The organism is Paenibacillus sp. MSJ-34 (genome assembly GCF_018918005.1).
Lineage (GTDB): Bacteria > Bacillota > Bacilli > Paenibacillales > Paenibacillaceae > MSJ-34.
On record NZ_JAHLPR010000031.1, the window covers coordinates 32,603 to 59,275 of the forward strand.

Here is a 26,673-nt window from a genome sequence, read left to right on the forward strand (position 1 = left end):
TGCAGCTTGGGGAAGCGAGGTGGGAGCATGGAACGATTGGAGAGCTTTCAAGAGTTTCCGATCACGAGTCAACATATTTTTTCGTACAAAATGTTATACCAAACCGGACAAACCTTCCCGTCCCATTATCATAACGACGTATTCGAGATCATTTATATGAAGCGGGGGAGCCTGGACTTTCTGATCGGCGGGCAAACCGTGACCGCTTGTGAGGGCGATCTCCTGTTCATTCGCGAGGGCGAGATCCATGAAGGAATCAGTTTTGACAGGAATTCCAGTTACTATACGATACTATTTAACCGCGGGCGCTTGGTGAAATCGGACTTGACGAACTCGGAGCTCGCGCCGTTGCTGACTTACGATATCAATATTCCGTCTATGCTCAGCCCCGGGGATCCTCAGTATAACACCGTCGCGGAGATTGTTTTCAAAATTGTGGGCGAATTCGACTTCAGGAATAGCGGATATGAACTCGCCATCAAGTCGTATCTTTTTTTGTTGATGATTGCGATGACCCGGTTTTCTCCGATTTCGCAGAAAAGGTTGAAGACGCGCGAAATGGAACGAAAAAATCTGGAGAAGTTAAAAGAGGTGATCGCCTATATCGAAGACGACAGTACGGATCACGCGACCGTAAAGCGCGCGGCCGAAATCGCCAATATGAGCGCTTACCACTTTTGCCGGGTGTTCAAAGCGACCGTTGGCAGGACGTTTATCGAATACGTGCAACTCCACAAAATGAATAAAGCCGAGGAACTGATCAGAACGACGGATTGGACGATGACGAAGATCGCCCAAGCCGTGGGGATCGATAACCCCAATTATTTCAGCAGGCTTTTTCGCAAATACAAAAACGACACCCCGGTCCAATACCGAAAAAAATATGTTTCGGAAAATTAGCAGTAACGTTGCATCCAACATCTACATTTCGAGGGAGACCCGCGCGGAACTACGCTCCTTGTTTGGCGCTAACGAAACTGACAATCCATATTGGGCCCGACGGGGCGTCAGCCGCCAGCGGTATGATGAAATCGGCTCTCATTGCAGGAATTCGCATTCGCCACGCGTCAAATCTCGGTTTCCTTTCCTTGTTTCCGCCGATCCCGGCCTCTTCTTCTTTTTCCCCCTTCTGTCGAAATCCCCTTGCTTCAGGATACGGAATTATAGCAAACAGAACTATAAACGATAATTACAACGCCATAAAAGCGTGTTAGGTGCAAGCTCGTCAGCAAGTCCGACAGGTTCCCGGGCAAATCATCGTTCAGGAGTTCAAGCAGCGATTCAATCGGGCTGTCTGTATTCTGAACGAAGGGGATTTCCACAAAAGGCTGAAAAAAACGCTTCACCGGCATCGACAAGCTCGCCCTTATTCTCCCGTCGGTTCAACTCCTCTTTGCATTGTCCTGCGCCCGCTCCCATCATCGTCTAAAAAAATAGATGTCAATAAAAATATTGACAAAATGAACCGGTACCAGTATCATCGCTTTAACATACATAAAGATATAAAAAATATCTAATATCGTGGAGGGAGTAAGGAACGATGGCAAATCATCAAATGAAAATAGGAATGATTTTGGGAAGCACCCGTTCAGGGCGGGTAAGCCCGCAAGTCGGGAAATGAACGTTTAAGCCGGCGGAATTGCACGAGAAACATGTCAATGATATGTTGAATCAAGTGATTGCCTGGTCCGGCGCATTGGCGTCGCTTCGCCGCTAACCTTTTCCAAGACAACCGGCCCCGGACTCCAGGTCCGGTTTTTTTGCGTGGGGCGAGGGGCCCGGCTTGCGGGTATTGCGGAAGGCGGGAAGCGCAGGCGGGTTTCTTTGCGGCGGATGAACGGTAAGAGCCGTTCGAAAATATTCGATGTTGACCTTCACGTATACGTTATACTTTATAATGAGCGGGAGGTGATAACGATGTACAGCATCGGCGAATTGGGCAAAATCGCCAATATTAGCAGGCGGACGCTGCATTATTACAATGAGATCGGCTTGCTGACCCCGACGAAGGTAAAGAATAATTTATACCGTTATTACGATGATGGCGCATTAATGAAATTGCAAAAAATATTGCTGCTGAAATCGCTCGGATTTACATTGGAACAAATGAAAGAGGTGTTCGACAAATCCGGGCAAGCGCATAAGGAAAACGAAAGCTGGATTCAATCGTTGGAAGAGCAAATGGAGTGGATCGAGCGGGAGAAAAACGAGTTGGTCCGGAAACAATTATTGCTGCAAACGACGATTCACGCGATCCGGATGAGCGGCAAAATCGAAGTCCGGGAGATCAACGGCTTAATTCAAGCTTTGCAAGGGAGGGAACTGGATAACGGAGCGGTACGCCCCGTCTTCTCCAGGGAGGATTTTACGCAAGAAGAGATCGAAGTTTTATCCGGGTTGCCTGTGCTGGGCAGTTTCGACCCGCGTGCGGAACGATATGTCGAATTGATTGGCGCTATTCGCTTGAACATGCATTTGTCCCCGGTTTCCCCCGAAGCGCAGCGGCTTGCCGAACAGTTATATCACTTGGCGCTTGAATTTTTTCAAGGAAATGCCGCCCTGTTGGATAAATATTGGAGCCGGATCGTCCCCGAAGCGGGCGAGACGTCGCCGGTGTACGGCCATGACCGCGAATTGGCCGCTTATATTGAGGAGATGATCGAGTATTTCGTTCAAGACGAACAGGAAGACTGAGTAGGGCGGGAGTCCGAATGAGAAGGAGCTTGCTCATTCATCTATCGTTATTTGTCGTTGTGCAGCGCCTGCGAAGCGCGAGTCGGCGGTTACGCGCGACGAAGCTCCCCGGAGAGTCCCGGAACGCCGTTATAATCCATGGTTCTGCGTAAGCCTGTGGCTGTTGGCGCAAGCTTTGGAATCCGTTCCGCTCGGCGTCGCATACGCGGTCTGGACCGGGATCGGGACGAGCGGAACGGCGACCGTCGGTATCCTGTTTTTCCAAGAACGCGTTACTCTGTTGCGGATCGTTTGCATCGCCGGCATCGTAGGTACGATTATCGGGCTAGGGCTCACCGTATGAAACCGTGATGCTATTGGCCTGTAATGTCCGGGTTCTCGCGCATCATCCCCTCGGCGGCTTCCCATAACCGGGGCAGGAAGCGAATGACATCCTCGGCGCGGCGCAGGAAATCGTCGGCAGATGCGATGCCGAGGTCGGCGACGATCGCCTCGAAGTTGGGAGCGAGCTTGCGCTGCAGTTCCGCCGGGGCGTCGGCCGCCAATATGCTGTGGCAGCGCGCATAGGTCGCCGCGATCCAGAAGACCGCTTCGCGATGAAAGCCTGCGCGGATGAGTTCCCGGCTTCCGTCGATGGCAATCGGGCGCGCGGCGGCGGTAATATCTGTGCTGAAGACAAGCGGCGTCTTGGCCGCGGCGGCAGCGACGTCGAATGTCCGGGCGAGACCGTCGAGATGATGTTCGACTCGATCCGGAGTCAGATGAGCGCAGCCGAGCAGTTCCAGCAGCTCGGGGTACAACCCGGCACGGCCGTATTCCGCCAGCACATCGCGTACGGCGAGGTAGCGGAGCCGCACGGTTGGGTTGCGAAGCGCGGCTACAAGCAGAACATGCGTCGTGACGCCGGTCGGGAACAGCCATGACGTCACCCGATCATGCAATGGCGCGGATATATCGATGGCACGGAGCCCGTGCTCGACCCTTTGCCGGGCGTTCTCGCAGCGGCGGCGCACCCACATCCGCTCGGCGAAGCGGCGCGACACCTCAGCTTGCAATTTGTGCAGTTCGCCGGTAGGATCGGCAATGATGGTGTTCGCGCGGAAACTGCCGGCCAGATGATAGTTTGCAAGAACTTCTTCGACCGAAGAGAGCTGTTTCCAGGAAATATAGGTGCCCTCGATCAGCGCGCCGCGATAGACGAACTTTCCGGGCTTGGGCGGCGGTTCTTCTAATGAGCTGACAAGAACGACATCAATGTCGGAGGATGCCGGCAGCTCCGCGTCATCGGACAGGCCGACCGTCGAGCCGCTGAAATACGCCCCCATAAATCCCTCTTCCAAGCTTGCGCAACGCATGACCCAATCGGATGCCGCAGCCCGTGCGGTACCTGCTTTCATGGAAATCCCCCTTTTTAATGAAATAAATTCCTCATCATTTAAAAAAATCCCCGTTGCATCATAACGGGGATTTCTGTCGCTTAGTTTTCCAGCAAATATTTTTCCAACTCGTCGATCACTTGATTGGCGCAGAGGACGCCGCCGGATGTGTTCCAGACTACGTCGTCCACTTTGAACGCTTTGTTGTTTTTCACCGCGTTCAAGTTTTGCCATAGCGGATCTTTGGTCCATTCTTCCTCGAGCTTGGACGCTTCGCCGTCGCCCGTCTCATAAGAGAAGTAGAACAGAATATCGCCATCCATTTCCGGGATTCGTTCGCGTGTGACTTCATCGGCGAATTTGTCTTGATCTTGCGATTCCGGTCTGGCGACTCCCAGTTCCTTCAAGATGGAGCCGAGGAACGTATCGTTATACATGATGCGGACGCGTCCCGGCATGAAACGAACGACCGACACTTTCGTATTCAATTTGTCGCCGACGTTTGCTTTAAACTGGTCGACGCGTTTATCGTAATCGGCGAGAATTTGTTCCCCTTCGGCCTTTTTGTTCAACGCTTCGGCATATAGCATGAAATTATCCTTCCAGTCGCCCCGCGGCTCTTCGACGAATACGGTCGGAGCGATCGCCGACAGTTGCTGGTATATTTTCTCGTGACGGAATTTCATCCCCAGAATCAAGTCCGGTTTCAGCCCGACGATTGTTTCCAGATTCGGCTGCGATTCCGTTCCGACGATCGTGACGCCTTCCATTTGTTTCTCTACAATATGGTAGAAGGATGTCGGATCCGTCCAGGAGCCGACTGCTCCAACAGGCTTGACGCCCAAAGAAGCCAACGTTTCCACCCCTTGTGCCGTAAGAACGACGACGCGCTTCGGCGTGCCTGGGATCGGGGTTTCGCCCATCGCATGCTTGACCGTGTATGACGCTTCCTGTTGGTTTCCGTTATCGGACGCTTGCTCCGCCGGCTTGCCCGTCGCAAGTTGTTCCGCTTGCTGACCGCCGCAGCCGGTCATGATAAGGATAAGCGCCAGCATTAAGGCAATAAATGCTTTCGTGTGATAAGTACGTAGTGACATGCCTTGTTAACCCCTTCGCAATGAGAATGAGAATGATTTTCAATAAACTAGACTTATGCTACAACCATTTAATTTAAAAGTCAAGCGTAAAATTGATAATGATTCTCAAATTCATTGACAATCGATTCGTTTTGTCATTACACTGGTATTTGATAATAATAGATAGATGGATTTGAGATAGAACCGAATTCGAGCTGGGGATGATCATAAGAAATGAAAGGTTTACTGCATAATCGCGTACTGAAACTAACCGGATTGGGAATCCTATTCCTTCTGCTGCTATATTTAAGCTACGCCAGTCTTGTCTTCGGAGTCATCGATACGAATTGGAACACAGTCATCGATGCGTTTACGCGTTTCAACGGTTCCAACGAACATATCGTCATTACGGATGTCAGAGTTCCCCGCGTACTGAACGCACTGGCGGTCGGAGCCAGCCTGGGCATCGCCGGAGCGCTTCTGCAAGCGTTGACGCGCAACCCGGTCGCCGATACCGAATTGTTCGGCCTGAACGCCGGCGCCGCCTTGTTCGTCGTATTTGCCGTGACGTTCGTCGGTATTAGCTCGTTATCCTCGTTCACCTGGATCGCCTTCCTGGGAGCGGCGGTCAGCGGCTTGATCGTTTACATGCTCGGTTCGCTTGGCCGCGACGGAATGACGCCGGTCAAGCTTATTTTGGCGGGAGCGGCGATTACCGCCTTGGCCGGTTCGGCGCGTCACGGCATGCTCGTGCTGAACGAGAAAGCGCTGGACGAAGTGCTGTTCTGGCTGTCGGGCTCGGTTGGCGGCCGCAAATTGGAATACTTGCAAGCGGTGCTTCCTTATATGATCGCCGGCTGGGCGGCCTCTTTCGTCCTCGCGCGCCCGATTCAAATTTTGCTGATGGGCGACGATGTGGCCAAAGGATTGGGGCAGCGCACGATTATGGTAAAAATCGCCGCCGGCGCGGCGATCGTCCTGCTCTGCGGCAGCTCCGTCGCGGTTGCGGGACCGATCGGTTTTGTCGGCTTAGTCACGCCGCATCTTGCCCGCTATTTGGCCGGGCAGCGGATGTTGTGGATCTTCATATATAGCGGTGCGCTCGGTTCCGCCATTCTATTGTTGGCCGATATCGCGGCCCGGTTTATCGCCATGCCGGCCGAAGTGCCGATCGGCGCCATGACCGCGCTCATTGGCGTTCCGTTCTTCTTCTACGTGGTTCGAAAGGGGATCAATCAGAAATGAAATCATACGCTACACTGCGGGGCCGCAAAGGTACGTTCTCGTTGCTTATTCATAAAAGAACTCTGCTGCTCACCTTGCTGTTTGCATTGCTGGTCATTGCGGCCGCGGTCGTCAGCCTGGGCATCGGCGAATTGAAAATTCATCCGGTCGACGTCTTGAAAGTATTCGCAGGCATGGGGACGGAACAGAACGAAATCGTCGTGAAGCAATTCCGGCTGCCGCGGGTGCTCGTCGCGATCTTGGTCGGCGCTGCGCTTGCGGCGGCCGGCGCCATCATGCAAGGCATCGTAAGAAATCCGCTCGCTTCGCCCGATATTCTTGGGATAACAGGAGGGGCGTCCGTAACGGCTGTCGGCTTCTTGCTCTACTTCGATACCGCCAGCATCAAATGGCTTCCTCCGGCCGCGTTTGCAGGCGCGACGTTGATCACGCTTGTCATTTACGCGCTGGCATGGAAAAAAGGAGTGTCTTCGCTGCGGCTGGTCATGATCGGCGTAGGCATGAAAATTGCGGCCAACGCGGTCATTACGATCTTGATCATGTTTAGTCCGTTTATTTTGCAAAATAAGGCAACACTATGGTTGACAGGCAGCATATACGGGGTGGACTGGAACGATGTGCAATTAATTGCTCCGTGGATCGTCATCTTACTATTGCTGGCATTGCTGATGACGCGGCGCGTAAACGTCCAGCAATTGGGGGATGAAATCGCGACAGGCGTCGGAACGCGAATTCAATTCGACCGGTTTGCCTTGCTCGTCATTTGCGCCGCGCTTACCGGAGCGGCCGTTGCCGTCGGCGGCGAGATCAGCTTCGTCGCTTTGCTCGCGCCGCATATCGCCAAGCAAATGACAGGCCCGTCCTTCGGCGGAGCGATGCCCTTGTCTGCCTGCGTCGGCGCGTTGATCGTCGTCGTTGCCGACTTGATCGCAAGAACCGCCTTTTCGCCGATTGACGTCCCGGTCGGCGTCTTTACGTCGGCGGTCGGCGCCCCGTTCTTCATTTATTTGTTATATCGAAATCGCAAGCGATAACCGAAAGGAGCAAAACGTATGCACGCCTTGCAAACTAGGCAGTTAACTTTAACCTACGGAGAACAGAATATTATCGAAGGCCTCGATTTGCATATTCCTGTCGGGGAGATTACCGTGCTGATCGGCAGCAACGGCTGCGGGAAATCGACGCTGCTGCGCTCGCTGGCGCGGCTATTGAAACCGAAGGAAGGCGTGATTTTGCTCGACGGGAAAGCGATTGCCAAACAGTCGACCAAAGAAGTGGCGAAACGTCTCGCCATTTTGCCGCAAGGCCCGAATGCGCCCGACGGGCTGACCGTATTGCAGCTTGTCAAGCAGGGCCGCTATCCGCATCAAAGCTGGTTGAAGCAATGGTCGGAGGAGGACGAACGGATGGTGGCGAAGGCGCTCGAGGCGACCAAGCTTACCGCGCTTGCGGATCATCCGCTCGATTCGCTGTCGGGCGGCCAACGGCAGCGCGCCTGGATCGCGATGACGCTGGCGCAAGGGACGGAGACGATACTGCTCGACGAACCGACGACGTACTTGGATATGTCCCATCAGATGGAAATTCTCGATCTGCTGTTCGAACTGAACTCGGCAGAGAAGCGCACCATCGTCATGGTGTTGCACGATCTGAACCTCGCTTGCCGCTACGCCCATCACATCGTTGCCGTCCATAATCGAACCGTGCATGCCGAAGGAAGGCCGGAAGAGGTCATGACGGAACAATTGGTGCGCACCGTGTTTGATATGGAGTGCCGGATGATCCTCGATCCGTTGTACGGTACTCCGATGTGCATTCCTTACAGCAAATGCTTCCCGCTGCCGGAGGGGAAGGCGCAGCATGGCAAGGGAAGCGAAGCCAAGACGGCCATTCATTCCTCATAGCCGCAAGCTGCTCAATGCCCGCCGCTTTTCCGGCAGGCATTGTTCATGTCGGCCGCTCCGCATCCTCCGGGACGATCCATTCGCGCGACCATTTCTCGATCTCCCGGATCATCGGCTTCAGCGCATATCCTTTGTCGGTCAAGGAATATTGGATGCGGACGGGCGTCTCCGGAAACACCTCGCGCATTACGATTCCTTCCTGTTCCAATTCCTTCAACCTTTCCGATAACAGCCTTCCGCTAATCGGGATGGCCTCTTCAATGGCGCCAAATCGTTGCGGACCGGCAAGCAATTGGTGCACAATCAATACGGTCCAACGTTTGCTCAACATCTGTATTCCTTTTTCCACAAGAGGGCATAATGATTGCGGCTCCATTGTAATTTCACCTCGCTACGAACCAAGTATACCTTAGCCTTAATATAGTTACAAAATAAAATTTACACACTTGACAGTATTAATATATTATTTTAAACTAACTTACAAAAAGTAAACAACTTGAAAAATTAGGAGGTAGATCAATTGAGCTCCGCAACCTCTACGATACATCCCGGCTTGGAACTGGGCGAAGTCCAGCTTAAAGTCAGCAATCTCGAACATTCCCTTGCCTTTTATCAACATGTTGTCGGTTTGCGCATCTTGAAACGAGAGGGCAATCGCGCTCATCTTACCGCTGATGGGCATAAAGTTTTGGTCGTTCTGGAAGAAGTGCCGAACGCTTCGATTACGCAGCCGAGAACCGCAAGCGGGCTGTACCATTTCGCCATTCTTGTGCCTACGCGCCAAGCTTTGGGCATTGTTTTGCGCAGACTGATCGATCTTGGAATCCACATCGGCCAAGCGGATCATCTAGTCAGCGAAGCGCTATACATTTCGGATCCCGATTACAACGGGATCGAAATATACCGCGATCGTCCGCGGGAGGAGTGGCCGCGGGACAAGGACGGGCAGATTCGGATGGCTACCGATCCGATCGACTGGGAAGGGCTGCTGCAGGAAGCGGCCGGCAGTTCGAGCGAGACGGCGGCGTTGCCGCCCGATACGAAGATCGGGCATATGCATTTTCACGTTAGCGACATCGCGGAATCCGGCCGATTCTATTGCGACGTGCTAGGATTCGAGCTGATCGGAAATTATATGCGGCAGATGGGGGCGCTGTTCGTGTCCGCGGGCGGGTATCATCACCATATCGGCTTGAATGTTTGGGCCGGGGCCGGTACGCCGATGCCGCCGGCGAATGGAACCGGGATCGGTTATTATACGATCGTGATGCCGGGCGAAGCCGAATTGAAGAAGCTCCTCGACCGGATCGGCCGCGCGGGAATAGCGGTGCGGGAACATGATCAAGCGTGGTTCGTCACGGATCCTACGGGCATTGAAATCAAGTTGATCGCATCGCAAAAATGAGATTTTGCCGAAAAGACAGCAACTGCATTGATTAGCGGATTTTGAGGCACTAGCGTTGCATCAATTAGATGACGAAGCAGTATAGTCGTCTTTGCAAACCATCCGCTCCAGCGGGAAAGAAAAGCGAGGCAATGAAAGACCTTTCATTCAGAAACCTGCAAATGTGCATCTTTTAACCCGTTTCGATCGGTTGCTGCAGCAAAGCCTGCGAAAATGCATCTTTTATCTCGCCATGATGGGAATGGGATGGTATGGGGCGGAATTCCTGCATAATCGCAGGGCTTTTTCGACGCAACGCCAGTGCAGGATCAAAGCTCAAATCGCGATTTGTGTATGATATTTCGAACAAAGTCGCCTGATTCGATCCATGTACCGCTCAATGTGTATGATTTTTCATACACATGTACAAGGATCAAAGCTCAAATCGCGATTTGTGTATGATATTTCGAACAAAATCGCCTGATTCGATCCATGCACCGCTCAATGTGTATGATTTTTCACACATATGTACAGGATCAGAGCTCAAATCGCGATTTTAGTATGATATTTCGAACAAAGTCGCCTGATTCGATCCATGTACCGCTCAATGTGTATGATTTTTCATACACATGTACAGGATCAGTATTGCGAGGCAAAGCCAGCCCGAAGTCAAATACGGAACGACTTCGGGCTGGCTTCTATTACGCACCCGCGCCGCGTTTCATCGGCGCGGGTCGTTTCGTATGGCGCTGCGACCAATAAGCCAAGCTCATCGTGGCGAGCAGCAGCAGGCCGGTCGCCCAGAACACGGCGTGAATGGAGAACACGCCGCTGATGGCCCCGCCGACGATCGGGCCAAGCATGCCGCCGAGTTGGTTGGCGGTCTGGTTCAAGCTGAAGGCTCGTCCGCGGAACTCGCTTTCCGTCGTCCGCACGACCAGGCCGTTCAGCGCCGGGAACACCGCGCAGAAGAAAATGCCGTACGCGAACCGGATGATGGAGAACCACCAAATGTTGTGAAACGGAATTTGAAGCAGCGTTCCGATGCCTCCCGCCAGCAAGCCGATGAGCAATATTTTATGGAAACCGATCCGGTCGGCCAGCTTCCCCCAGCGGGGAGCGAATATAATGCTGGCGACCCCGACCAGCGAGAAGACGATGCCCGCGGCGAGCGAGGCGTCTCTCGCCGGAATGCCGAGCTCGACGATGTACAGCGGCAGCACCGGTTCGATCGTCATCACCGAGAATTGGGTGCACAGCGTTAAGACGAGGATGACGATGAACGGTTTGTTTTGCGCCGCCAAACGAATCGTGTGGCTGATCGCGCCGCTGTCTTTGCTCGGCACGAACGATTCCTCCTTAACCCAAAAAATGATGAGCATCGTCGCAAGAAAGCAGAGCACGCCCGCGCTGCCAAAAGCGACCCGGTTATCGAAAATCTTCGACAACACGCCGCCCAGCATCGGCCCCATAATGCTGCCGGTTGCGGTAGCCGTCGACATCATCGATAAAGCGTAGCCTACCCTTCTCTCCGGCGTGTTCGTCCCTACGAGCGCGATCGCCCCCGGAATGAAACCGGACAACAGGCCTTGCAGCAGCCGCAGCGCGAGCAGTTGAAACGGATTGGTCACGAATGCGGTCAGCAGATAAATGACGCACAGTACCAGGCCGGCCCGGATAATCATCGGCTTGCGCCCGTATTTGTCCCCAATGGCTCCCCAGAAAGGAGACGATACCGCCCCCGCCAGAAAAGCGCTGCTGAACAAAATGCCGGACCATAGTTCAATATGGTCTTTCACGCCGATTTGGATCAGAAACAGCGGCAAGAACGGGATAACCATCGAGAAGCTGGACGAGACGATAAATGAGCCGAACCATAATATCCATAAGTTTTTCTTCCACGTTTCCATGATCTTCACTCCAAGCCGAACACATTTGTCCCACCTATTATACCTCAATCTTCCGTTTTTTTCTTTCCATTCCGAATCGTAGAGCCATAAGGACCGCCGAAAGTTCATTTCCCGGGGAATCGTAAAGGACGCTATTTGATAAGGTAGATGCGAAAGATAGAGCGGTCAAAGAGCCATCTCGGATAAGAGAAAATTTATGTTGCCAAAAAAACTGTTATTGCATATAATGAAAGAAATTTTACTTCAATAATTATTGTTATATACATAATTAAACTGTATTTACAACAATAAAAGTTGTTGATTTGTACTCAACAAAAAATCAACAAAATTCGAAGCGTAGAAAGGAGAGAAAGGTTAACGTGAGCATTGAAATCGATTTTTCCGATCATTCGAAATTGAATCGAATATTGACCACCAATATCGACGATTTTATTCATATTGCGAAAGCGCTCTCGACAGAGCTGCGCATCGAAATGTTCAAAAGCCTGCTCGAAAGGCCGATGAACGTGGTGGAAATATCCGAGAAATTCAATCTTCCCGCCTCGACAGCCGCCATTAACATTAAAAAGCTGGAGGATGCGGGACTCATCAAAACGGAAATGATTCCCGGAACGAGAGGGACCCAGAAAGTATGCGCAGCCGTCTTCAGCAGAATCGTTGCCGACTTCTCTTACTTCAATCCGCCGCCCTCCGATCATTGCGCCACCGTCGCTCTGCCGATCGGCCATTACGTCGATTCGGACGTCCTGCCGACATGCGGCATGTTGAGCGAGACGTCGATTATCGGGGAAATGGACGAGCCGAGATCGTTTTTTGAACCGGAGCGCATGAACGCACAGCTGATCTGGTTTCGCAAAGGTTACTTGGAGTACCGTTTTCCGAATCGGGCTCCGCGCGGATCGATCATTCGCCAATTGGAACTGACGATGGAAGTTTGTTCGGAAGCGCCGCTCCATAATCCGGACTGGCCTTCAGATATAACATTATGGATGAATGGAAAGGAGCTGGGTACTTGGACGAGTCCCGGAGATTTCGGCGGAGAGCGCGGTCTGCTGACCCCGTCCTGGTGGGGCGTCGAGAATACGCAATACGGTCTTCTCAAAACATGGCGCATTAACGCGGACGGATCGTTTATCGACGGAAGGAAAATTTCGGATACGCGAGTGAGCGCATTGCATGCGGACGAGCAATCGACTATTACGGTTCGGATCGGGGTAAAGCCCGACGCGCAGCACGAAGGCGGAATCAACTTGTTCGGCCGAAAATTCGGAAATTATGAAACCGATTTGCAAATGAGAATTTATTACGAGCATGAATGATCCAAATTAATAACATCATAGGAGCGTGTTATTCATGGTACATCGGATGGAATATCCCAGGCCTCAGTTTGTAAGGGAAGATTGGGCCAATCTCAACGGCACATGGCAGTTCGAATTCGACGACAACAATGTGGGCGCAAGCCGGAAATGGTATACCGGCGATTCCTTCTTCACCCGCAAGATCGAAGTGCCTTACGCTTATCAGACGAAATTGAGCGGAATCGGCGATCCTTCGTTCCATGACGTCGTTTGGTACCGCCGCGAATTTACGGTGAACGAAGCGTGGAAAGGCAAACGCGTCCTATTGCACTTCGGCGCCGTCGATTATCGCGCATGGGTATATGTGAACGGGCAATTTGTCGGCACGCACGAAGGAGGCAACGTTCCGTTCCATTTCGATATTACCGATGAATTGACTTGGGAACGGGAACAGGTTACCGTTCGGGTCGAAGACCCGTCCACGGAGGAAACGATTCCCCGCGGCAAACAATTCTGGATCGAGAAGCCGGAGGCGATTTGGTATACGCGTACGACTGGCATTTGGCAAACCGTATGGCTCGAAGCCGTTCGGCCGACGCGGATCGAGAAAGTGAAGTATTACCCGAACGTCGACACGGGAGAAGTTGCGATCGAGTGGGAAACGACGGGCGATTACAAAGGGAAAGAGGCCGAAATCAGGATTTCCTTCAAAGGCGAGCTTGTCGCTTCGGATCTGGTCCGGCTGCAATCCGCGTATACGAAACGGACGATTCATGTATTCAATCGTCATATTTTCCGGACGCCGTACCATCATAACGGCTGGACGTGGTCGCCGGAAACGCCGAATTTATTCGACGTCACATTTCTATTGAAAGATGCCGACACGGAATTGGATCGCGTTCAATCCTACTTCGGCATGCGCAAAGTTCATATTGAGAACGGCATGGTCTATCTGAATAATAAACCTTATTATCAAAAGCTTGTCCTCGATCAAGGCTATTGGCCGGAAGGTCTTCTGACGGCGCCGAGCGACGAGGATTTGAAGAAAGATATCGAATTGGCGAAGCAAATGGGCTTCAACGGCTGCAGAAAGCATCAGAAAGTGGAGGATCCGCGTTTCCTTTATTGGGCGGACGTCTTGGGGTATATCGTATGGGGCGAATGCGCGTCATCCCCTTCTTACAGCGAAGATGCGGCCGCAAGATTAACCAGAGAGTGGATCGAAATCGTAGAGAGGGACTTCAACCATCCATCAATTCTCGCTTGGGTTCCGCTGAACGAGAGCTGGGGCATTCCGATGGTGCGCAGCTCCGGCCAGCAGCAGCATCACAGTTTGGCGATGTATCATTTAATCCATTCCTTGGATACGACGCGGCTTGTCATTTCCAATGACGGTTGGGAGTTGACGAAATCCGATATTTGCGCGATTCACAATTACAATCACGGGGCTCCGGGAGAGACGGGGAAATACGAGTATTACAAACAATCGCTCTCTACCAAGGAAGACCTTCTGAAATCCCAGCCGGCGAAACGACGCATTTACGCGAACGGATTCGCACATCAAGGCGAGCCGATTCTATTGACGGAATTCGGGGGAATCGCCTTCAAGATCGGCTCCGAAGAGGGATGGGGATACACTTCCGTCTCGAACGAACAAGATTTCGTGCAAGAGTACCGCAGAGTCATCGAGGCCGTGTATGCTTCGCGCGCGATCCACGGATTTTGCTATACGCAGTTGACGGACGTGGAACAGGAAATTAACGGCTTGTTGACGTACGACCGGAAGCCGAAATGCGATTTGAACGAGATTCGAAAGATCCATGGCATGTGGAATCAAGAAATCGTCGAAGCGTAATAGCGGGGAAGGAGCCTGAGAACGATTATGAAACTAGGATATCGGACGGGGCGCACCGTAACGGCGGACCAAATTCACGCGCGCGATCCGTTCGTGTTTCCATAGGAGAAGGACGGCAAATAGTATCTGTTCGGCGCAACGTTTGCGGACGGATGCGGAACTGGCGGAATAGCAGGTAGTGTTGAGAAGAGAGAGGGTTATGGGAGTATGTTGTACTAAATACAACATTTCGGACCCTTTTCATACGGACACGGCGCCAATGTTGTAATTAATACAACATTTGAGGGGCAAATGTAGGGAATGATGCCCTTCGTGTGCTTCTATGTTGTAGAACGTGCAGCATGCAATGCCACCCCGCCCCTTAACATACTTAAATGTTGTAATTTATACAACCTGCATCAAGAGGTTATCCTGGAATATCGGGCGGAAGGATAGGATGCGCGACGAAACTAGACGAAACTAATAAACGGAGGAGACGAACCAGAAGGTCCGCTCCTCCGTTTTCCCTTTATGCATTGCGCTTCGTTGCCTTCACTGCAGCCAACTGCTTGTCGGGTGCAGAGGCGTTTCTCGAGCCGTAATATTCCGCGAATACGTCGGCGATCGCTTCCGCCGCATGCAAGCTTTCCTGCAGCGTATTGTTCGTGCCCCCGATTTCCATCAGCAGACTGCCGGGGGAAAGCGACTGGTTATATTCTCCGTTCCCTTGATGAACGCTTTTGGTAAGAATGCCGCGCGACAATCCCGGATACTTTTCGTTTAACAGTTCGTTCAACGCTTCGGCGAACGCTTTATTCTCCTCGTAGCCGGCATGGGCGGTGCCGATGACGAACAGAATGCGCGCATACGATTTGCCGTCGATCGTCGCCGTCGTTTTCTCGCGCGGAACGTTGGCGTCGCGATGAATATCGAAGAAGTAGCTAAGGGAAGGGTGCTCCTGCATCGCTTTCTCGACCGCTTTGCGGGATACTTTGTACGATTGGGAGAAATTCAAGTTTTCCTCTTTCAACCGCTTCGTAATATCCTCTTCTCCGGCTAAGGCCGGGATGCCTTTCTCCTGCAAAAGCTGGCTTAAGTGTTTTCCGACCAACGTAATGTTCACTTCCGGGTCGTCGACGGAAGTTCCTTTTGTGTTGCGTGCGATATTTTTCCATGATTCCTGATTATGAGTATGATAGATATACAATGCCGGCGCGAATTCCGCGTCCGTGATCGCGGGCGGAATCGCAATTCCGTTTCGGCTCAGGAAGTCGGTTTGTACGACCCAGCTTGCGACATAAGCCGTGCTTTGGTCGGGGAGAGTAACAAGATACCAATCCCCCTCCGTCTCGACGATCGGATACGTTTCGCCGGGCTGCGCTTTGCCGGTAATGTCGTACTCGGTTCCCGGCCCGCTGCGTAAATTGGTCACGTCGACAATATTTACGACCGTTGCCTGATTCTGAGGCGTGTCAGTGCCCGCCGCAGGCTGCGTTTCGGTAGAGTCGGCGCCTGCCGGTTTCACTTCGGCACTCGCCGGTTTGGCCTTCTCATATTCTATGTATTGGTGGAATACCCAGCCGGAACTATCGTCCGACAATTTGATTTTCACCCATTCCTCTTGCGTGTCAAGCACTTCGTACTTCTTCGACTTTCCGATCTTTTCGACGATCGATGCGGTTAAATTCGGCTTCGTACGTACATTCAGCCGGTCTACCGTGCTTCTGGCATATGCGGCTTTGACTTCTCCTTGGATATCGGGTTGAATGATAAAGGCTTTTTCCTGCAATACCGGGCTCGAGGCATATGCCACATTCATCGTGCCAATCAACAGGAAAGAGCTAACGGCTGCGCTTAGTAGTTTGTAACGTAACAAATTGCTCCCTCTCCCTATGTCAATAATATCGTCTATACATTTCGACATCGATTGGCGAAATCCCTCCTATCAAATCGAAACGTGACGTAAGACCTATGACCGGAGGCTTGTTCGTGCGAAAGCGGTCCGAATCGTGCCCGGATCCGGCTTCATTTGGATTCGGGGCTCCACTCTTGTTATAATTGAACATGACACCCTCGACTGCCGAAAGGAGGAGCCGTGGATGGAAGCAATCGCTATTCAACGATGCGTCGAAATCGTCAGGGAGATCCGCGACGGGAAGAAGCGGATCACGGAATTTTCATTCGACATGCATCTGTATCCGCATCAAATCGCCGTGAAAGACGAGCAAATTACCCTTTCTACGGTGTACGATATTTCTTATCGGACCAATCGCGGCGCCGATGCGATCGGATTTCTCTATTTGCATACGAACCGCGGCGTGCGGACATTTTATGTGAGGGAACATCCGGCTTCGTTTATAGATGCCTATCAAAAACTGAAAGACAGCCGCTCGTAAGAAGCTTGCGATGATCGATTCAATAGGGTCGATAGGCGCAGGCTTTTTTTTGATTTTTAGCAATTCCGTAATTTCATATTGACTAATTCCGATAAAACAAATAAGATTTATAGGTATAAGGGGTTTGAACGAATGAAGTCGAAAATCGTCGTACGGGGGTGATTGCGTGAAATTCAATTTCGACCATCTGGTTCACCTGGTTAAGGAACCTGAGCGTGCGCTTCGGGAATTAACGCAGATCGGACTTGTCGGTTCGATGGGCGGAGAGCACTCGCAGTGGGGCTCGTTCAATTCATTGTGCTATTTCGGTTTAAGCTATATCGAATTTCTCGGGATTAACAGGCCGGAAACGGCGTTGAAAGTCGACGACAACGAACTCATTAAGGAAGCCGTAAGGGAGCTTCCAGGGAACGAAGGCTTGTCGACGATCGCACTGCGCACGAACGATATCGAAGGAGCGGCCGAATATATTCGTAAGCTCGGGAGAGTCGTGAAAGGACCCTTCCCCGGAAGGCGGACCCGCCAGGACGGAAGTATCTTGGAATGGTCGATGTTTTTTGTGGAGCGTCTCGCATCCGATGAAAGTTTGCCGCCTTTCTTTATCGATTGGAAGCAATCGGATCGAGAGCGCGAACAAGAGCTGAAGCAACGGCAGTTGATTCGGGAGCATCCGCTCGGCCCCGTCCGGTTGCAGGAAGTTCTATTTGCCTCACAATCGCTAGACGCAACCGTCGCAACTTGGAGCGCACTGTGCAATCTGGAACCCGAACAACCCTTTGACGATCCGGAGATTGCGGCGCGCTGCATCAAGCTTCGCCTTCCCGGGGGGGATTTGGTGTTCTGTTCCCCGACGGGTCCCGGATTGACCCGGCAGCGTTTAAGCGCGAAAGGTCCCGGCCCGTTTCTCGTCCGTTTCGAGGGCGCGGAGGCGAAGCAAACGAAAGACTTGTTTGGAAGCGAATATCAATTTCACTAAAAGGAGCTTATTAGAATGAGAGCAGCTTTAATTGTCAAACATGGAGACCGCAGCAACGTTGTCGTTGGACAATATCCGAAGCCTCAGCTTCAATCGGGGGAAGTGCTGATTGCCGTCAAAGCTTGCGGTTTGAATCATTTGGACATATTCGTACGAAGAGGAATTCCGGGAAGAACGCTGGAGCTTCCGCATATTTCCGGAGGAGACATTGCCGGAGAGGTTGTTGAAGTCGCCGGCGACGTGCAAGGAGTGAACCTCGGGGATCGCGTTCTGATCGATCCGCTCATCAACGGGCAGGCTTTGGGCGAAGACTTGACGGGAGGGTTGTCCGAATACGCCAAAGTTCCGGCGGCGAACTGCATTCCGATCCCGGAAGGCATCTCCTTTGAGGAAGCCGCTTCGCTGCCGATCGCTTACGGTACCGCCTGGAGAATGCTGATTACGAGAGGGCAATTGAAAGCGTCCGAAACGATCCTGATTCTGGGAGCGAGCGGAGGGGTTGGTACGGCTGCCGTCCAAATCGCCAAACTGACCGGAGCGACCGTCATTGCCGCCGCAAGCTCGGACAGCAAGCTCGAACAATTGAAAGGCTTGGGTGCCGATTATTTGATCAATTACGCTAAAGAGGATTTCTCCAAGAAAACTTGGAACATTACCGGGAAAAAGGGCGCCGACGTCATCGTCGATTATACCGGTAAAGAAACGTGGCCGAAGAGCATCAAAGCTACTAAAGTTGGAGGAAGAATCCTTACTTGCGGAGCCACAACCGGTTTCGAGGCGACAACGGATTTAAGATACGTTTGGGTAAGGGAGATTGCTATATTAGGTTCGAACGCATGGGAGCGCAGCGATCTGGAAACATTGTTGAGCTTGGTGCAAGAGGGCAAATTGAAGCCGATTATCGACCGCGTGCTTCCGCTCGAAGAGATTCAAGAAGCGCACCGGATTATTGAGGAAAGGGAAATCTTCGGAAAGGTGATTATAAAGCCGTGAGACCTCAATCGGGAAATTTCGGAGAGCTGTTCCATGAAGCGGTGCGTCGCGTTCCCGATCAAATTGCGTTAATAGCGGAAGGCGTCTCCGTAAGTTACCGGGAACTGGAGCGGCGTACGAACCGGGCGGCGAACCTGTTCCGGTCTTATGGCGTCGGTCAAGGCGACAGGGTGGCCCTGTTGTTCCCGAACGACTATCGCTTCATCGAAATCTGTTTCGGATTGATGCGAATCGGCGCAGTGCCGCTGCCTTTGAATATGAAGCTCGATACGGGCGCTCTTTCTTATATCGTGACGGACAGCGGAGCAAAGCTGCTCGTCTATCACGAATCGTTGGCGGATAAAGCGGTTCATGTGAAATCGCCTCATGTAACGGAACCGAGGGTGTTTGTCGGCGATCAGCCGATGAATCAAGAAGGCGGTTTCCCAGCCGCCATCGATTACGAGAAGGAAGCTTCCCGCATGCCGGACGAGTTGACGGTTGAACGGATGAAGGACGACGATCTTTGTTTCTTGCTGTACACTTCCGGATCTACCGGAAGGCCGAAGGGCTGCATGCTGACTCATGGAGGGCAATGGTGGAATACGGAAGCGAACTGCGAGGCGCTTGGAATCGGAAGCGGGGACCGGTCTCTTGTCTCGGTTCCTCTGTACCATAAGAACGCGATGATCAATGCCGTGAAGCCGTGCCTGTTCAAAGGGGCGTCCCTCGTCATTTTGCCTGGGTTCCAGCCGGAAGATGTCGTTCGCGCGATCGAGCGGTATGAGGTGACCTATACGACCGGGGTCCCGGCCATGTATAAAATGATTTTGGCCTATTGCAAGGAACATCCGGGCCACCGTCTGCCATCCTTGAAATTTCTCGTTTGCGGATCCTCCGAGGTTCCGGAGGAACTGAAGCTGGAATTGCAGGACACGTTTCAAGCCGAAATATTGGAAGCTTACGGCCTTACCGAAGGAGGGCCCCAGGTGCTTGCGTCGCCTCGTTCGGTGCCCGGACGCCAAGGCTCGTCGGGCTTGCCCGTTCCGGGATGCGAAGTAAGAGCGGTCAGTACGGACGGGGAAGAACGCCCGCTTCCACCGGGAGAAATCGGAGAACTGTGGGTAAGAAGCCCTGGAGTGGCGAAAGGCTATTGGAATTTGCCTGAAGCGACGCGCAAGCGAATCACTCCCGACGGGTGGCTGAAAACGGGCGACCTCGTCCGGTTCGATCGGGACGGGTACGGTTATATCATCGGCCGCCAGGACGATATGATCAACATCGGCGGGGAGAAAGCGTATCCGAAAGAGATCGAGAACATTCTGTCGCTTCATCCCGATATCGCGGACGTATGCGTGATCGGCATGCCTTATGACATGAAAGGATACGCCCCTGCCGCATTTGTAGTGAAACGTCCGGGTTCCGCCCTGTCGGAGCGGGAGGTCAAGGACTTCTTTCTGGAGCGGGGTCCGGCTTACGCCCATCCGCGCAAAGTCCTTTTTCTCGAACGCCTGCCCTTGTCCGGTACCGGCAAGGTCGACAAAGCCGCATTGAAAACATTATTGCAGACCGTTCAACGGTAGAATCGGGAACGGGGGAAGGAATGAACATATGAGTATCGATACAGAGCGTTTGCTATCTATTTTGAACCGTCCGCGGTACCATCAGTTTTTGGGATTGGAGCTTGTCGAGGCGAAGGAAGGATATATTAAGCTCCGTTTGCCGTTTCGCGAACAATTTCTGGGAGACGAGTCCGGAACGTATATTCATGGAGGCATCCTGGCTTCGCTCATCGATATTGCCGGAGATTTCGCCTTGATTACGCTCCACAACCGGGGGCTGCCGACGGTCGACCTAAGAATCGATTATTTGAGGCCCGCCCGCAAGGAAGATTTGTATGCGATCGCCACGGTCGTCAAAAACGGGCGTTCGTTAGGGATCGCCGATATTGCCGTCGAGAACGTCGAAGGCAAGCAAATCGCTGTAGGACGAGGGCTGTACAGCACCGCACAGGCTTAACAGATATGCGCTATACATGGGGAGGAGCATGAACATGAACAACAAAACGTATGGAATCGTCGTTTCCGTCCTGCTGGCCTTGACTTTGGTCGTCTCCGCCTGCGGCAGCCCTGCCGGTTCCGCCGAGAATGGCGGCTCTTCGCAGGAAGATATCGTACTGGCGGTGGCCGGGCCCATGAGCGGCGACGGAGCGGAGTACGGCAAGGCCTTCAAGGAAGGGGCGGAATTGGCGGTTTCCAAATATAACGATCAAGGCGGATATGGAGGAAGAAAAGTAAGGCTTGTGTTCGGCGACGACAAGAACGATCCCAAAGAAGCGGCCAATGTTGCCCAGAAGCTCGCATCGGACTCGAAAGTGCTCGCGGTGATCGGCCATTGGAGCAGTTCGGCCACCTATGCCGGCATTCCGATATACGAGCGCAACCAAATTCCGATGATTACGCCGACGGCTTCGCATCCGGATTTGACCAAAGAGGAAACGAAGTGGATTTTCCGAAGTTCCACGACACAGGACATGGAAGGGGAAAACTTGGCGGATTATGCGGTAAATATATTGGGCAAGAAAAAAATCGCGGTGCTGTACATCAACTCGGACTGGGGCAAGTCCAACGCCGACGCCTTTAAACGGTTTGCGGAGCAATTCGGGGCCGAAGTGGCTGTCTTCGATTCCTATCCTCCGGGACAAAACATCGACTATACGTCCGCGCTCACGAAAGTGAAAGGGGTCAATCCCGACCTTCTATATTTGGGAAGCTTATATAACGAAGGGGTTCTCATTATTAAACAAGCGAAAGAAATGGGGATACAGGCCGATTTCATGGGCGCTTCTCCGTTCGACTCCGAAGGTTTCCTGCAAGCGGGAAGCTCGGTGGAAGGCGTATATCTGGACTCTTTGTACTTCCCGGAAGCCGAAGATGAGCGGGTGCAGACGTTTGTAAAAGATTTCCGGGAGATGTTCAACCACGAAGCGGGGTACTTCAACGCATTGGCTCACGATGCCACGCTGGCCGTCCTGGAAGGACTGGATAAGGGAGGCCCGACGCGGGAAGGCATTCGGAACGAGATGGAGAAACTGAACGGTTTTCCGGTCGTGACCGGGGAGATCAAGTTTGACGAGAAACGAGACGATGTCAACAAGCCATATTATAATCTGGTAGTCAAAGACGGAAAGTTTGTGCTTCATAAATAAACCTTCGATGCCTGCTCTTTTCTTGCGGTCGGCGGGCATCCTTGTCGAATGGGGAGTTTGGCATGATTATCGTTGAACAACTTATCAACGGCCTCGCTTTGGGAGGCGTCTACGCCCTCATTGCATTAGGTTTTACTTTAATATTCGGGGTTCTTCGTTTATTTCATATTTCGCACGGCGATGTGCTGATGTTCTCGGGATATGTGTTAATTTCGATCGTGATTTTCGGGTTCGGCCATCTGCCTTTCTGGCTTGTTCTCTTATTGGCGATGGCCATTGCCGCCGTATTGGGAATCGGCGTGGAAAGAATCGCTTTCCGCCCTTACCGCAAGTCGGAAGCCATTATTCCTCTGATCAGCGGCATCGGGGTATCGCTCATATTGCAAAATTTGGCCATGATCATTTGGGGACCGGGCCAAATCAACTACCGTCTGGAAGTGGGCATCGGCAATTTGAACTTTGGAGGCCTGCAAATTACCGGCATCCGGGCGGTCATTCTCGTCTCCTGTATCTTGATTATGGCGGCGTTCAACTACTGGCTGTTCAAGACGCGGACGGGACGGGCGATCCGGGCGACCGCCAGCGACTCTCAAACCGCCAGCATGATGGGAATCCGTCCCGAGTGGATCATTATTATTACGTTTGCCGTCGGCTCTTCGTTGGCGGGAGCGGCTACGGCGCTCATGGGCGCCTTGTACGGCGCGATTTATCCCGGACTCGGATTTTCCATGGGACTGAAAGCATTTGCCGCTTCCATCCTGGGCGGATTGGGGAGCATGACCGGAGCCATCGTCGGCGGATTGCTGCTGGGCGTGCTGGAAGTATTGACGGCGAGCTATATTAACGTAGCCTATCAAGACGCGATTGCGATGGCGATATTGATTGGGGTTCTGCTGCTGCGTCCGAACGGCATTATGGGGAAATCGGTGGAGGAGAAACTATGAACAGGAAGAAAATTGCCGCTATCGCGCTCATTGCGCTTCTTCTGCTTTTCCCCCTAGTCGTCAATGATATCTATATTCAAAGAATTGCCGTCATATCTTGTATTTTCGCGATTCTATCTCTCGGTTTAGGGGTTTTGGTAGGACAGGTCAAGCTGGTGTCGGCCGGCCATGCCGGTTTTTTCGGCATCGGCGCCTACACTTCCGCGCTGCTGACCACGCGTGCGGACCTGCCTTTCCTGGTCGGCTTGATCGGTGCGATTCTGATTACCGCACTCGTCGGCTTTCTGTTCTCTATTCCGGTGCTCAGGCTGAAAGGCCATTATTTGGCGATGGCTACGCTGGCGTTCGGCATTGTCGTGCAGATGGTCCTGCTGAATTGGGAGACGCTGACGAACGGGCCTAACGGCATTCCGGGCATCCCGTTCCCTTCCCTGTTTACGCTCGAAATAAGAACCGACAGAAGCATGTATTATTTTTGCTTCCTATTGCTGCTTCTCGTCTTGTTCGGCCTATCGCGCTTGTACCGTTCTCCGGTCGGACGGACGTTTCGCCTGATTCGGGAAGACGATATCGCGGCCGCGACGCTCGGCGTCCACGTCGTCCGCTATAAAGTCATCGCTTTTACCGTTTCCGCGGGATTGGCGGGGATGGCGGGCAGCTTGTTCGCCCACTATATGACTTATATCAATTACGATACCTTCAGTCCGTTGGAATCTTTCATGATCATGGCTATGGTCGTAGTCGGAGGCATGTCCACTTTGCTCGGCCCTGTCGTCGGAGCCGTTCTGTTGTCTTCCATTCCTGAGCTGCTAAGGGATTTGGCCGACTACCGGATGCTCATATACGGGCTCGTATTGGTCGTTGTGCTGTTGTGGAGACCGCAGGGGATTCTCGGCAAAAAAGGATCCTAAACCTTGTACAAGTAGGGGACGAATACCATGAACAATATCATTTTAAAGGCAGAGGGATTATGCAAATATTACGGCGGAGTGCGGGCGGTCGATCAATTTTCCTATGCTTTGGAAGAAGGGAAGCTCATCGGCTTGATCGGGCCGAACGGCGCGGGCAAATCCACGCTGTTCAATTTGCTGAGCGGCGCGGTCAAACCGACCCATGGAACGATTGAAATCGGCGGGGAAGCGGTCCATGGCAAACGGCCCGACGAGTTTTCCAGGAAAGGCGTCGCCAGAACGTTCCAAAATTTGCGGTTGTTTAAGGGTTTGTCCGTGATGGAAAATGTGCTTGCCGGATTTCATCAAAGGTCGGATTTGAGCATCGCTCGCGGAATTCTCGGCTTGCCTTCGTTTCGCCGCAAAGAGAAAGAGACGGAAGAGAAGGCGAAATCGCTGCTGGATTCGTTCGGATTATTGGGCAAAAAGGACGAACTGGCCGTAAACCTGTCTTACGGCGATCAGCGAAGGCTGGAAATCGTAAGGTCGATGGCCACGCAGCCGCGGATTTTATTTCTCGACGAGCCGGCCGCCGGAATGAATCCGTATGAAAGCCGCCAACTCGTCGAACTGATTCGGCAAGTCTGGGAAGAGCGCCGTTTGACGGTCGTGCTGATCGAGCATGATATGGATGTCGTGATGAATTTGAGCCAGGAGGTGCTCGTGCTGGATTACGGCAAATTGATTTTCCACGGAACGCCCGATGAGGTGAGAAACAGCGATCTCGTCCGCGAAGCTTATCTGGGAGGTGATCTGGATGATTGAGTTGGAACGGCTTACCGTCGCGTACGGTTCCGTCGTGGCGGTAAGGGAAGCGAGTCTGCGCGTGGATCGGGGAGAGATTGTCGGGCTGATCGGACTGAACGGAGCCGGGAAATCTACGATTATGAACAGCATTTCCGGCCTGGTGCCTCCTACATCGGGCAAAATCATGTTTCAGGGCAACGACATTACCGGCACTCCGCCTTCGGCGGTGCCTCGCCTTGGAATCAGCCATGTCCCGGAAGGGAGAAGGATCTTTGCCGATTTGACGGTGGAGGAAAATTTGTATGTCGGCGGGTATCGTCATGGCCGTGAGAAACTGTCCGGAGACTTGCGGAGGGTGTATGAGCTTTTTCCGCGCCTGCTGGAGCGCAAAACGCAGCGCGCCGGGAATTTAAGCGGTGGAGAGCAGCAGATGCTCGCCATCGGAAGAGCGCTCATGTCTCGGCCTTCGTTTCTTATTCTGGACGAACCGTCGCTCGGTTTGGCTCCTCTGGTCGTCAAGCAGGTTTTTGAGCTTATTCGGGAAATTCATAGGGAAGGCATGACGATTCTCCTTGTGGAACAGAACGTGGAACTGGCTTTGAAGCATGTGGATCGAGCCTATATTATACAGAGCGGCGAAATCAAGCTGGAAGGAACGCCGGACAAACTGAGGTCGCAAAGCGAACTGATGGCCGAATATTTGGGATCGATCGGCGTTTGAGCGTAACGGACATAGCGGCTGATTGGACGAACGAATTGCCCCCTTTCGCGGCGAAACGCACGTCTTCTCCGGCTTGCGTTGCGGCATTGCATGAAGCGTTGGTACCGGACTATCGTTCGGTGCTTCCGCGGCATGGCTCGAATTCGTCGGCCCCGGCCCAGAACCAGTATGGGCGTTACCGTGCGCCGGAGCGCTTCACTATCAAAATACCCTATTAGCGCCCCACAATTCTCTATTTTCGGCCATATGTCCGGTTTTGTTGGAGTGTTGGGTACCAAATGGAGTCAATTTCAAAATACCGCTTGGAGCCGACGACCCATCGTGTGCGCTAACGAAACGTAGACACGCTGATCGCCTGGTAAATCACCTTGTTGCTCGTTGTAACGAAACTGAAACACGCTATTGAAGGGAAAAAGGCGATAAAACCGCCGATTTCCTATGAATAGCGATACGTACTTTCGTTAAATTGGGAAACTCTTCATTTTGAGCCCAATAAGGATTGCGAGTTTCGTTAGCGGCAATAAGGAGCGTAGTCGCACGGATTACCTAGGGAGGTAGGCCCTTCAATACGTGCAATAAAGCCGGTTACACCAACGGTGGTGAATGATGAAATTGACTCCATGTGCATCTTTTAACCCGTTTTGATCGGTTGATGCAGCAATGCCTGCGATAATACATCTTTTTTCTCGCTTCGATGGAGGAAGGGATGGTTTGGGACGGAAATTCCTGTATCATCGCAGACTTGTTGCCTCATTTCCTGTTTTTAATGGCTGAATATCTGTATTTTTGCAGGAATTCTCGTCTTCGCCACGGTAAGTTCCGGCCAATCACGCCTTACAACTTCCCTGAACTCGAATCCGCTGCTTTTATCGATGTCACGTCAGCGTTGTTTCGAGCGTTAATGTTGAATCGCCCCGGAATTCATCTTTTTTTCACCCTTTGTTGAAATTCCATTCGCTCAGGACGGAGAAAAGACGGCTTCTGAACCAAGGGGATTTCGACAAAAGCGGCTATATAAAACTTGTAGGAGGGCTTTCA

The 26,673-nt window shown here is 52.5% G+C and carries 25 protein-coding genes; 20 read left to right on the top strand and 5 right to left on the bottom strand.

Going from position 1 to position 26,673, the window contains the following annotated elements; genetic code table 11:
- Positions 1-27: 27 nt before the first annotated feature.
- The 3 genes from KQI79_RS16375 to KQI79_RS27670 all read left to right on the top strand — a co-directional run bounded on the left by KQI79_RS16375 (position 28) and on the right by KQI79_RS27670 (position 3,037).
- Positions 28-900, top strand: a complete 873-nt coding sequence (locus tag KQI79_RS16375) for an AraC family transcriptional regulator (protein WP_216539319.1) — start codon at positions 28-30, stop codon at positions 898-900.
- Positions 901-1,917: 1,017 nt separating this feature from the next.
- Positions 1,918-2,694, top strand: coding sequence for a MerR family transcriptional regulator (locus tag KQI79_RS16380; RefSeq protein ID WP_216539320.1), 777 nt, complete (start codon positions 1,918-1,920; stop codon positions 2,692-2,694).
- 154 nt (positions 2,695-2,848) lie between these two features.
- On the top strand, positions 2,849-3,037 hold the full coding sequence (locus tag KQI79_RS27670) for a DMT family transporter (RefSeq protein ID WP_301287933.1): 189 nt from the start codon (positions 2,849-2,851) through the stop codon (positions 3,035-3,037).
- A 10-nt stretch (positions 3,038-3,047) separates the two neighbouring features.
- On the opposite strand, the gene KQI79_RS16390 is transcribed toward KQI79_RS27670, so the two are convergent.
- Both KQI79_RS16390 and KQI79_RS16395 read right to left on the bottom strand, forming a co-directional pair.
- On the bottom strand, positions 3,048-4,091 hold the full coding sequence (locus tag KQI79_RS16390; protein ID WP_216539321.1) for a hypothetical protein: 1,044 nt from the start codon (positions 4,089-4,091) through the stop codon (positions 3,048-3,050).
- Between the two features lie 80 nt (positions 4,092-4,171).
- A complete protein-coding gene (locus KQI79_RS16395; protein WP_216539323.1) occupies positions 4,172-5,167 on the bottom strand; it encodes an ABC transporter substrate-binding protein in 996 nt (331 codons plus the stop codon).
- A gap of 213 nt (positions 5,168-5,380) precedes the next feature.
- Here KQI79_RS16395 and KQI79_RS16400 point away from each other — a divergent pair, with 213 nt between their 5' ends.
- The 3 genes from KQI79_RS16400 to KQI79_RS16410 are packed head-to-tail and all read left to right on the top strand — an operon-like array spanning position 5,381 to position 8,295.
- Positions 5,381-6,391: a FecCD family ABC transporter permease gene (locus KQI79_RS16400; RefSeq protein WP_216539325.1), complete on the top strand. Its 1,011-nt coding sequence runs from the start codon at positions 5,381-5,383 to the stop codon at positions 6,389-6,391.
- A complete protein-coding gene (locus KQI79_RS16405) occupies positions 6,388-7,425 on the top strand; it encodes a FecCD family ABC transporter permease (RefSeq protein ID WP_216539327.1) in 1,038 nt (345 codons plus the stop codon). The genes KQI79_RS16400 and KQI79_RS16405 overlap by 4 nt, the downstream gene beginning before the upstream one ends.
- 18 nt (positions 7,426-7,443) lie before the next feature.
- Entirely contained in the window at positions 7,444-8,295 is an 852-nt protein-coding gene (locus KQI79_RS16410; RefSeq protein WP_216539329.1) for an ABC transporter ATP-binding protein, read from the top strand.
- Between the two features lie 43 nt (positions 8,296-8,338).
- Here KQI79_RS16410 and KQI79_RS16415 read toward each other — a convergent pair whose 3' ends face one another.
- Positions 8,339-8,671, bottom strand: a complete 333-nt coding sequence (locus tag KQI79_RS16415) for a winged helix-turn-helix transcriptional regulator (RefSeq protein WP_216539331.1) — start codon at positions 8,669-8,671, stop codon at positions 8,339-8,341.
- Between the two features lie 144 nt (positions 8,672-8,815).
- On the opposite strand from KQI79_RS16415, the gene KQI79_RS16420 reads away from it, so the two are divergent.
- Positions 8,816-9,700 carry a VOC family protein gene (locus KQI79_RS16420; RefSeq protein ID WP_216539332.1) on the top strand — a complete coding sequence of 295 codons (885 nt, stop codon included), beginning with the start codon at positions 8,816-8,818 and terminating at the stop codon, positions 9,698-9,700.
- Positions 9,701-10,380: 680 nt separating this feature from the next.
- Here KQI79_RS16420 and KQI79_RS16425 read toward each other — a convergent pair.
- Positions 10,381-11,589, bottom strand: coding sequence for an MFS transporter (locus KQI79_RS16425; protein WP_216539333.1), 1,209 nt, complete (start codon positions 11,587-11,589; stop codon positions 10,381-10,383).
- Positions 11,590-11,948: 359 nt separating this feature from the next.
- On the opposite strand from KQI79_RS16425, the gene KQI79_RS16430 reads away from it, so the two are divergent.
- Both KQI79_RS16430 and KQI79_RS16435 read left to right on the top strand, forming a co-directional pair.
- Positions 11,949-12,908 carry an ArsR/SmtB family transcription factor gene (locus tag KQI79_RS16430; protein ID WP_216539334.1) on the top strand — a complete coding sequence of 320 codons (960 nt, stop codon included), beginning with the start codon at positions 11,949-11,951 and terminating at the stop codon, positions 12,906-12,908.
- Between the two features lie 34 nt (positions 12,909-12,942).
- Positions 12,943-14,742: a glycoside hydrolase family 2 protein gene (locus KQI79_RS16435; protein ID WP_216539335.1), complete on the top strand. Its 1,800-nt coding sequence runs from the start codon at positions 12,943-12,945 to the stop codon at positions 14,740-14,742.
- A gap of 508 nt (positions 14,743-15,250) precedes the next feature.
- On the opposite strand, the gene spoIIP is transcribed toward KQI79_RS16435, so the two are convergent.
- Positions 15,251-16,597, bottom strand: coding sequence for a stage II sporulation protein P (gene spoIIP / locus KQI79_RS16440; RefSeq protein WP_216539336.1), 1,347 nt, complete (start codon positions 16,595-16,597; stop codon positions 15,251-15,253).
- Between the two features lie 223 nt (positions 16,598-16,820).
- Here spoIIP and KQI79_RS16445 point away from each other — a divergent pair, with 223 nt between their 5' ends.
- From KQI79_RS16445 to KQI79_RS16495, 11 genes are all read left to right on the top strand, one after another.
- Positions 16,821-17,117, top strand: coding sequence for a hypothetical protein (locus tag KQI79_RS16445; RefSeq protein WP_216539337.1), 297 nt, complete (start codon positions 16,821-16,823; stop codon positions 17,115-17,117).
- A 166-nt stretch (positions 17,118-17,283) separates the two neighbouring features.
- Positions 17,284-18,093, top strand: coding sequence for a VOC family protein (locus tag KQI79_RS16450; RefSeq protein ID WP_216539338.1), 810 nt, complete (start codon positions 17,284-17,286; stop codon positions 18,091-18,093).
- Between the two features lie 15 nt (positions 18,094-18,108).
- On the top strand, positions 18,109-19,086 hold the full coding sequence (locus tag KQI79_RS16455; RefSeq protein WP_216539340.1) for a zinc-binding dehydrogenase: 978 nt from the start codon (positions 18,109-18,111) through the stop codon (positions 19,084-19,086).
- Positions 19,083-20,648, top strand: a complete 1,566-nt coding sequence (locus KQI79_RS16460) for a class I adenylate-forming enzyme family protein (protein WP_216539342.1) — start codon at positions 19,083-19,085, stop codon at positions 20,646-20,648. Before KQI79_RS16455 ends, KQI79_RS16460 begins: the two co-directional genes overlap by 4 nt.
- A gap of 28 nt (positions 20,649-20,676) precedes the next feature.
- Complete coding sequence (locus KQI79_RS16465) at positions 20,677-21,084, top strand: PaaI family thioesterase (RefSeq protein ID WP_216539343.1); 408 nt, start codon at positions 20,677-20,679, stop codon at positions 21,082-21,084.
- Positions 21,085-21,118: 34 nt separating this feature from the next.
- The gene (locus KQI79_RS16470; protein ID WP_216539344.1) at positions 21,119-22,273 is read left to right on the top strand and encodes an ABC transporter substrate-binding protein; all 1,155 of its coding nucleotides are present in this window, start codon (positions 21,119-21,121) and stop codon (positions 22,271-22,273) included.
- A gap of 62 nt (positions 22,274-22,335) precedes the next feature.
- The gene (locus KQI79_RS16475; RefSeq protein WP_216539345.1) at positions 22,336-23,217 is read left to right on the top strand and encodes a branched-chain amino acid ABC transporter permease; all 882 of its coding nucleotides are present in this window, start codon (positions 22,336-22,338) and stop codon (positions 23,215-23,217) included.
- Positions 23,214-24,128: a branched-chain amino acid ABC transporter permease gene (locus KQI79_RS16480; protein ID WP_216539346.1), complete on the top strand. Its 915-nt coding sequence runs from the start codon at positions 23,214-23,216 to the stop codon at positions 24,126-24,128. The genes KQI79_RS16475 and KQI79_RS16480 overlap by 4 nt, the downstream gene beginning before the upstream one ends.
- A 27-nt stretch (positions 24,129-24,155) precedes the next feature.
- Entirely contained in the window at positions 24,156-24,932 is a 777-nt protein-coding gene (locus tag KQI79_RS16485) for an ABC transporter ATP-binding protein (protein WP_216539347.1), read from the top strand.
- Complete coding sequence (locus KQI79_RS16490) at positions 24,925-25,635, top strand: ABC transporter ATP-binding protein (RefSeq protein ID WP_216539348.1); 711 nt, start codon at positions 24,925-24,927, stop codon at positions 25,633-25,635. Before KQI79_RS16485 ends, KQI79_RS16490 begins: the two co-directional genes overlap by 8 nt.
- Positions 25,632-25,853 (top strand): hypothetical protein, encoded by a 222-nt coding sequence (locus KQI79_RS16495; RefSeq protein ID WP_216539349.1) that lies wholly within the window; start codon positions 25,632-25,634, stop codon positions 25,851-25,853. The genes KQI79_RS16490 and KQI79_RS16495 overlap by 4 nt, the downstream gene beginning before the upstream one ends.
- Positions 25,854-26,673: the final 820 nt, after the last annotated feature.

What these genes read in the sequence shown, in the direction of transcription:
- KQI79_RS16375 (WP_216539319.1), top strand. Translation starts at nt 28, where the DNA reads ATGGAACGATTGGAGAGCTTTCAAGAGTTTCCGATCACGAGTCAACAT.
- KQI79_RS16425 (WP_216539333.1), bottom strand. Translation starts at nt 11,589, where the DNA reads ATGGAAACGTGGAAGAAAAACTTATGGATATTATGGTTCGGCTCATTT.
- KQI79_RS16445 (WP_216539337.1), top strand. Translation starts at nt 16,821, where the DNA reads ATGGAAGCAATCGCTATTCAACGATGCGTCGAAATCGTCAGGGAGATC.
- KQI79_RS16435 (WP_216539335.1), top strand. Translation starts at nt 12,943, where the DNA reads ATGGTACATCGGATGGAATATCCCAGGCCTCAGTTTGTAAGGGAAGAT.
- KQI79_RS16490 (WP_216539348.1), top strand. Translation starts at nt 24,925, where the DNA reads ATGATTGAGTTGGAACGGCTTACCGTCGCGTACGGTTCCGTCGTGGCG.
- KQI79_RS16410 (WP_216539329.1), top strand. Translation starts at nt 7,444, where the DNA reads ATGCACGCCTTGCAAACTAGGCAGTTAACTTTAACCTACGGAGAACAG.
- KQI79_RS16415 (WP_216539331.1), bottom strand. Translation starts at nt 8,671, where the DNA reads ATGGAGCCGCAATCATTATGCCCTCTTGTGGAAAAAGGAATACAGATG.
- KQI79_RS16480 (WP_216539346.1), top strand. Translation starts at nt 23,214, where the DNA reads ATGAACAGGAAGAAAATTGCCGCTATCGCGCTCATTGCGCTTCTTCTG.
- KQI79_RS16400 (WP_216539325.1), top strand. Translation starts at nt 5,381, where the DNA reads ATGAAAGGTTTACTGCATAATCGCGTACTGAAACTAACCGGATTGGGA.
- KQI79_RS16475 (WP_216539345.1), top strand. Translation starts at nt 22,336, where the DNA reads ATGATTATCGTTGAACAACTTATCAACGGCCTCGCTTTGGGAGGCGTC.
- KQI79_RS16390 (WP_216539321.1), bottom strand. Translation starts at nt 4,091, where the DNA reads ATGAAAGCAGGTACCGCACGGGCTGCGGCATCCGATTGGGTCATGCGT.
- KQI79_RS16395 (WP_216539323.1), bottom strand. Translation starts at nt 5,167, where the DNA reads ATGTCACTACGTACTTATCACACGAAAGCATTTATTGCCTTAATGCTG.
- KQI79_RS16455 (WP_216539340.1), top strand. Translation starts at nt 18,109, where the DNA reads ATGAGAGCAGCTTTAATTGTCAAACATGGAGACCGCAGCAACGTTGTC.
- KQI79_RS16380 (WP_216539320.1), top strand. Translation starts at nt 1,918, where the DNA reads ATGTACAGCATCGGCGAATTGGGCAAAATCGCCAATATTAGCAGGCGG.
- KQI79_RS16465 (WP_216539343.1), top strand. Translation starts at nt 20,677, where the DNA reads ATGAGTATCGATACAGAGCGTTTGCTATCTATTTTGAACCGTCCGCGG.
- KQI79_RS16405 (WP_216539327.1), top strand. Translation starts at nt 6,388, where the DNA reads ATGAAATCATACGCTACACTGCGGGGCCGCAAAGGTACGTTCTCGTTG.
- KQI79_RS16470 (WP_216539344.1), top strand. Translation starts at nt 21,119, where the DNA reads ATGAACAACAAAACGTATGGAATCGTCGTTTCCGTCCTGCTGGCCTTG.
- KQI79_RS16485 (WP_216539347.1), top strand. Translation starts at nt 24,156, where the DNA reads ATGAACAATATCATTTTAAAGGCAGAGGGATTATGCAAATATTACGGC.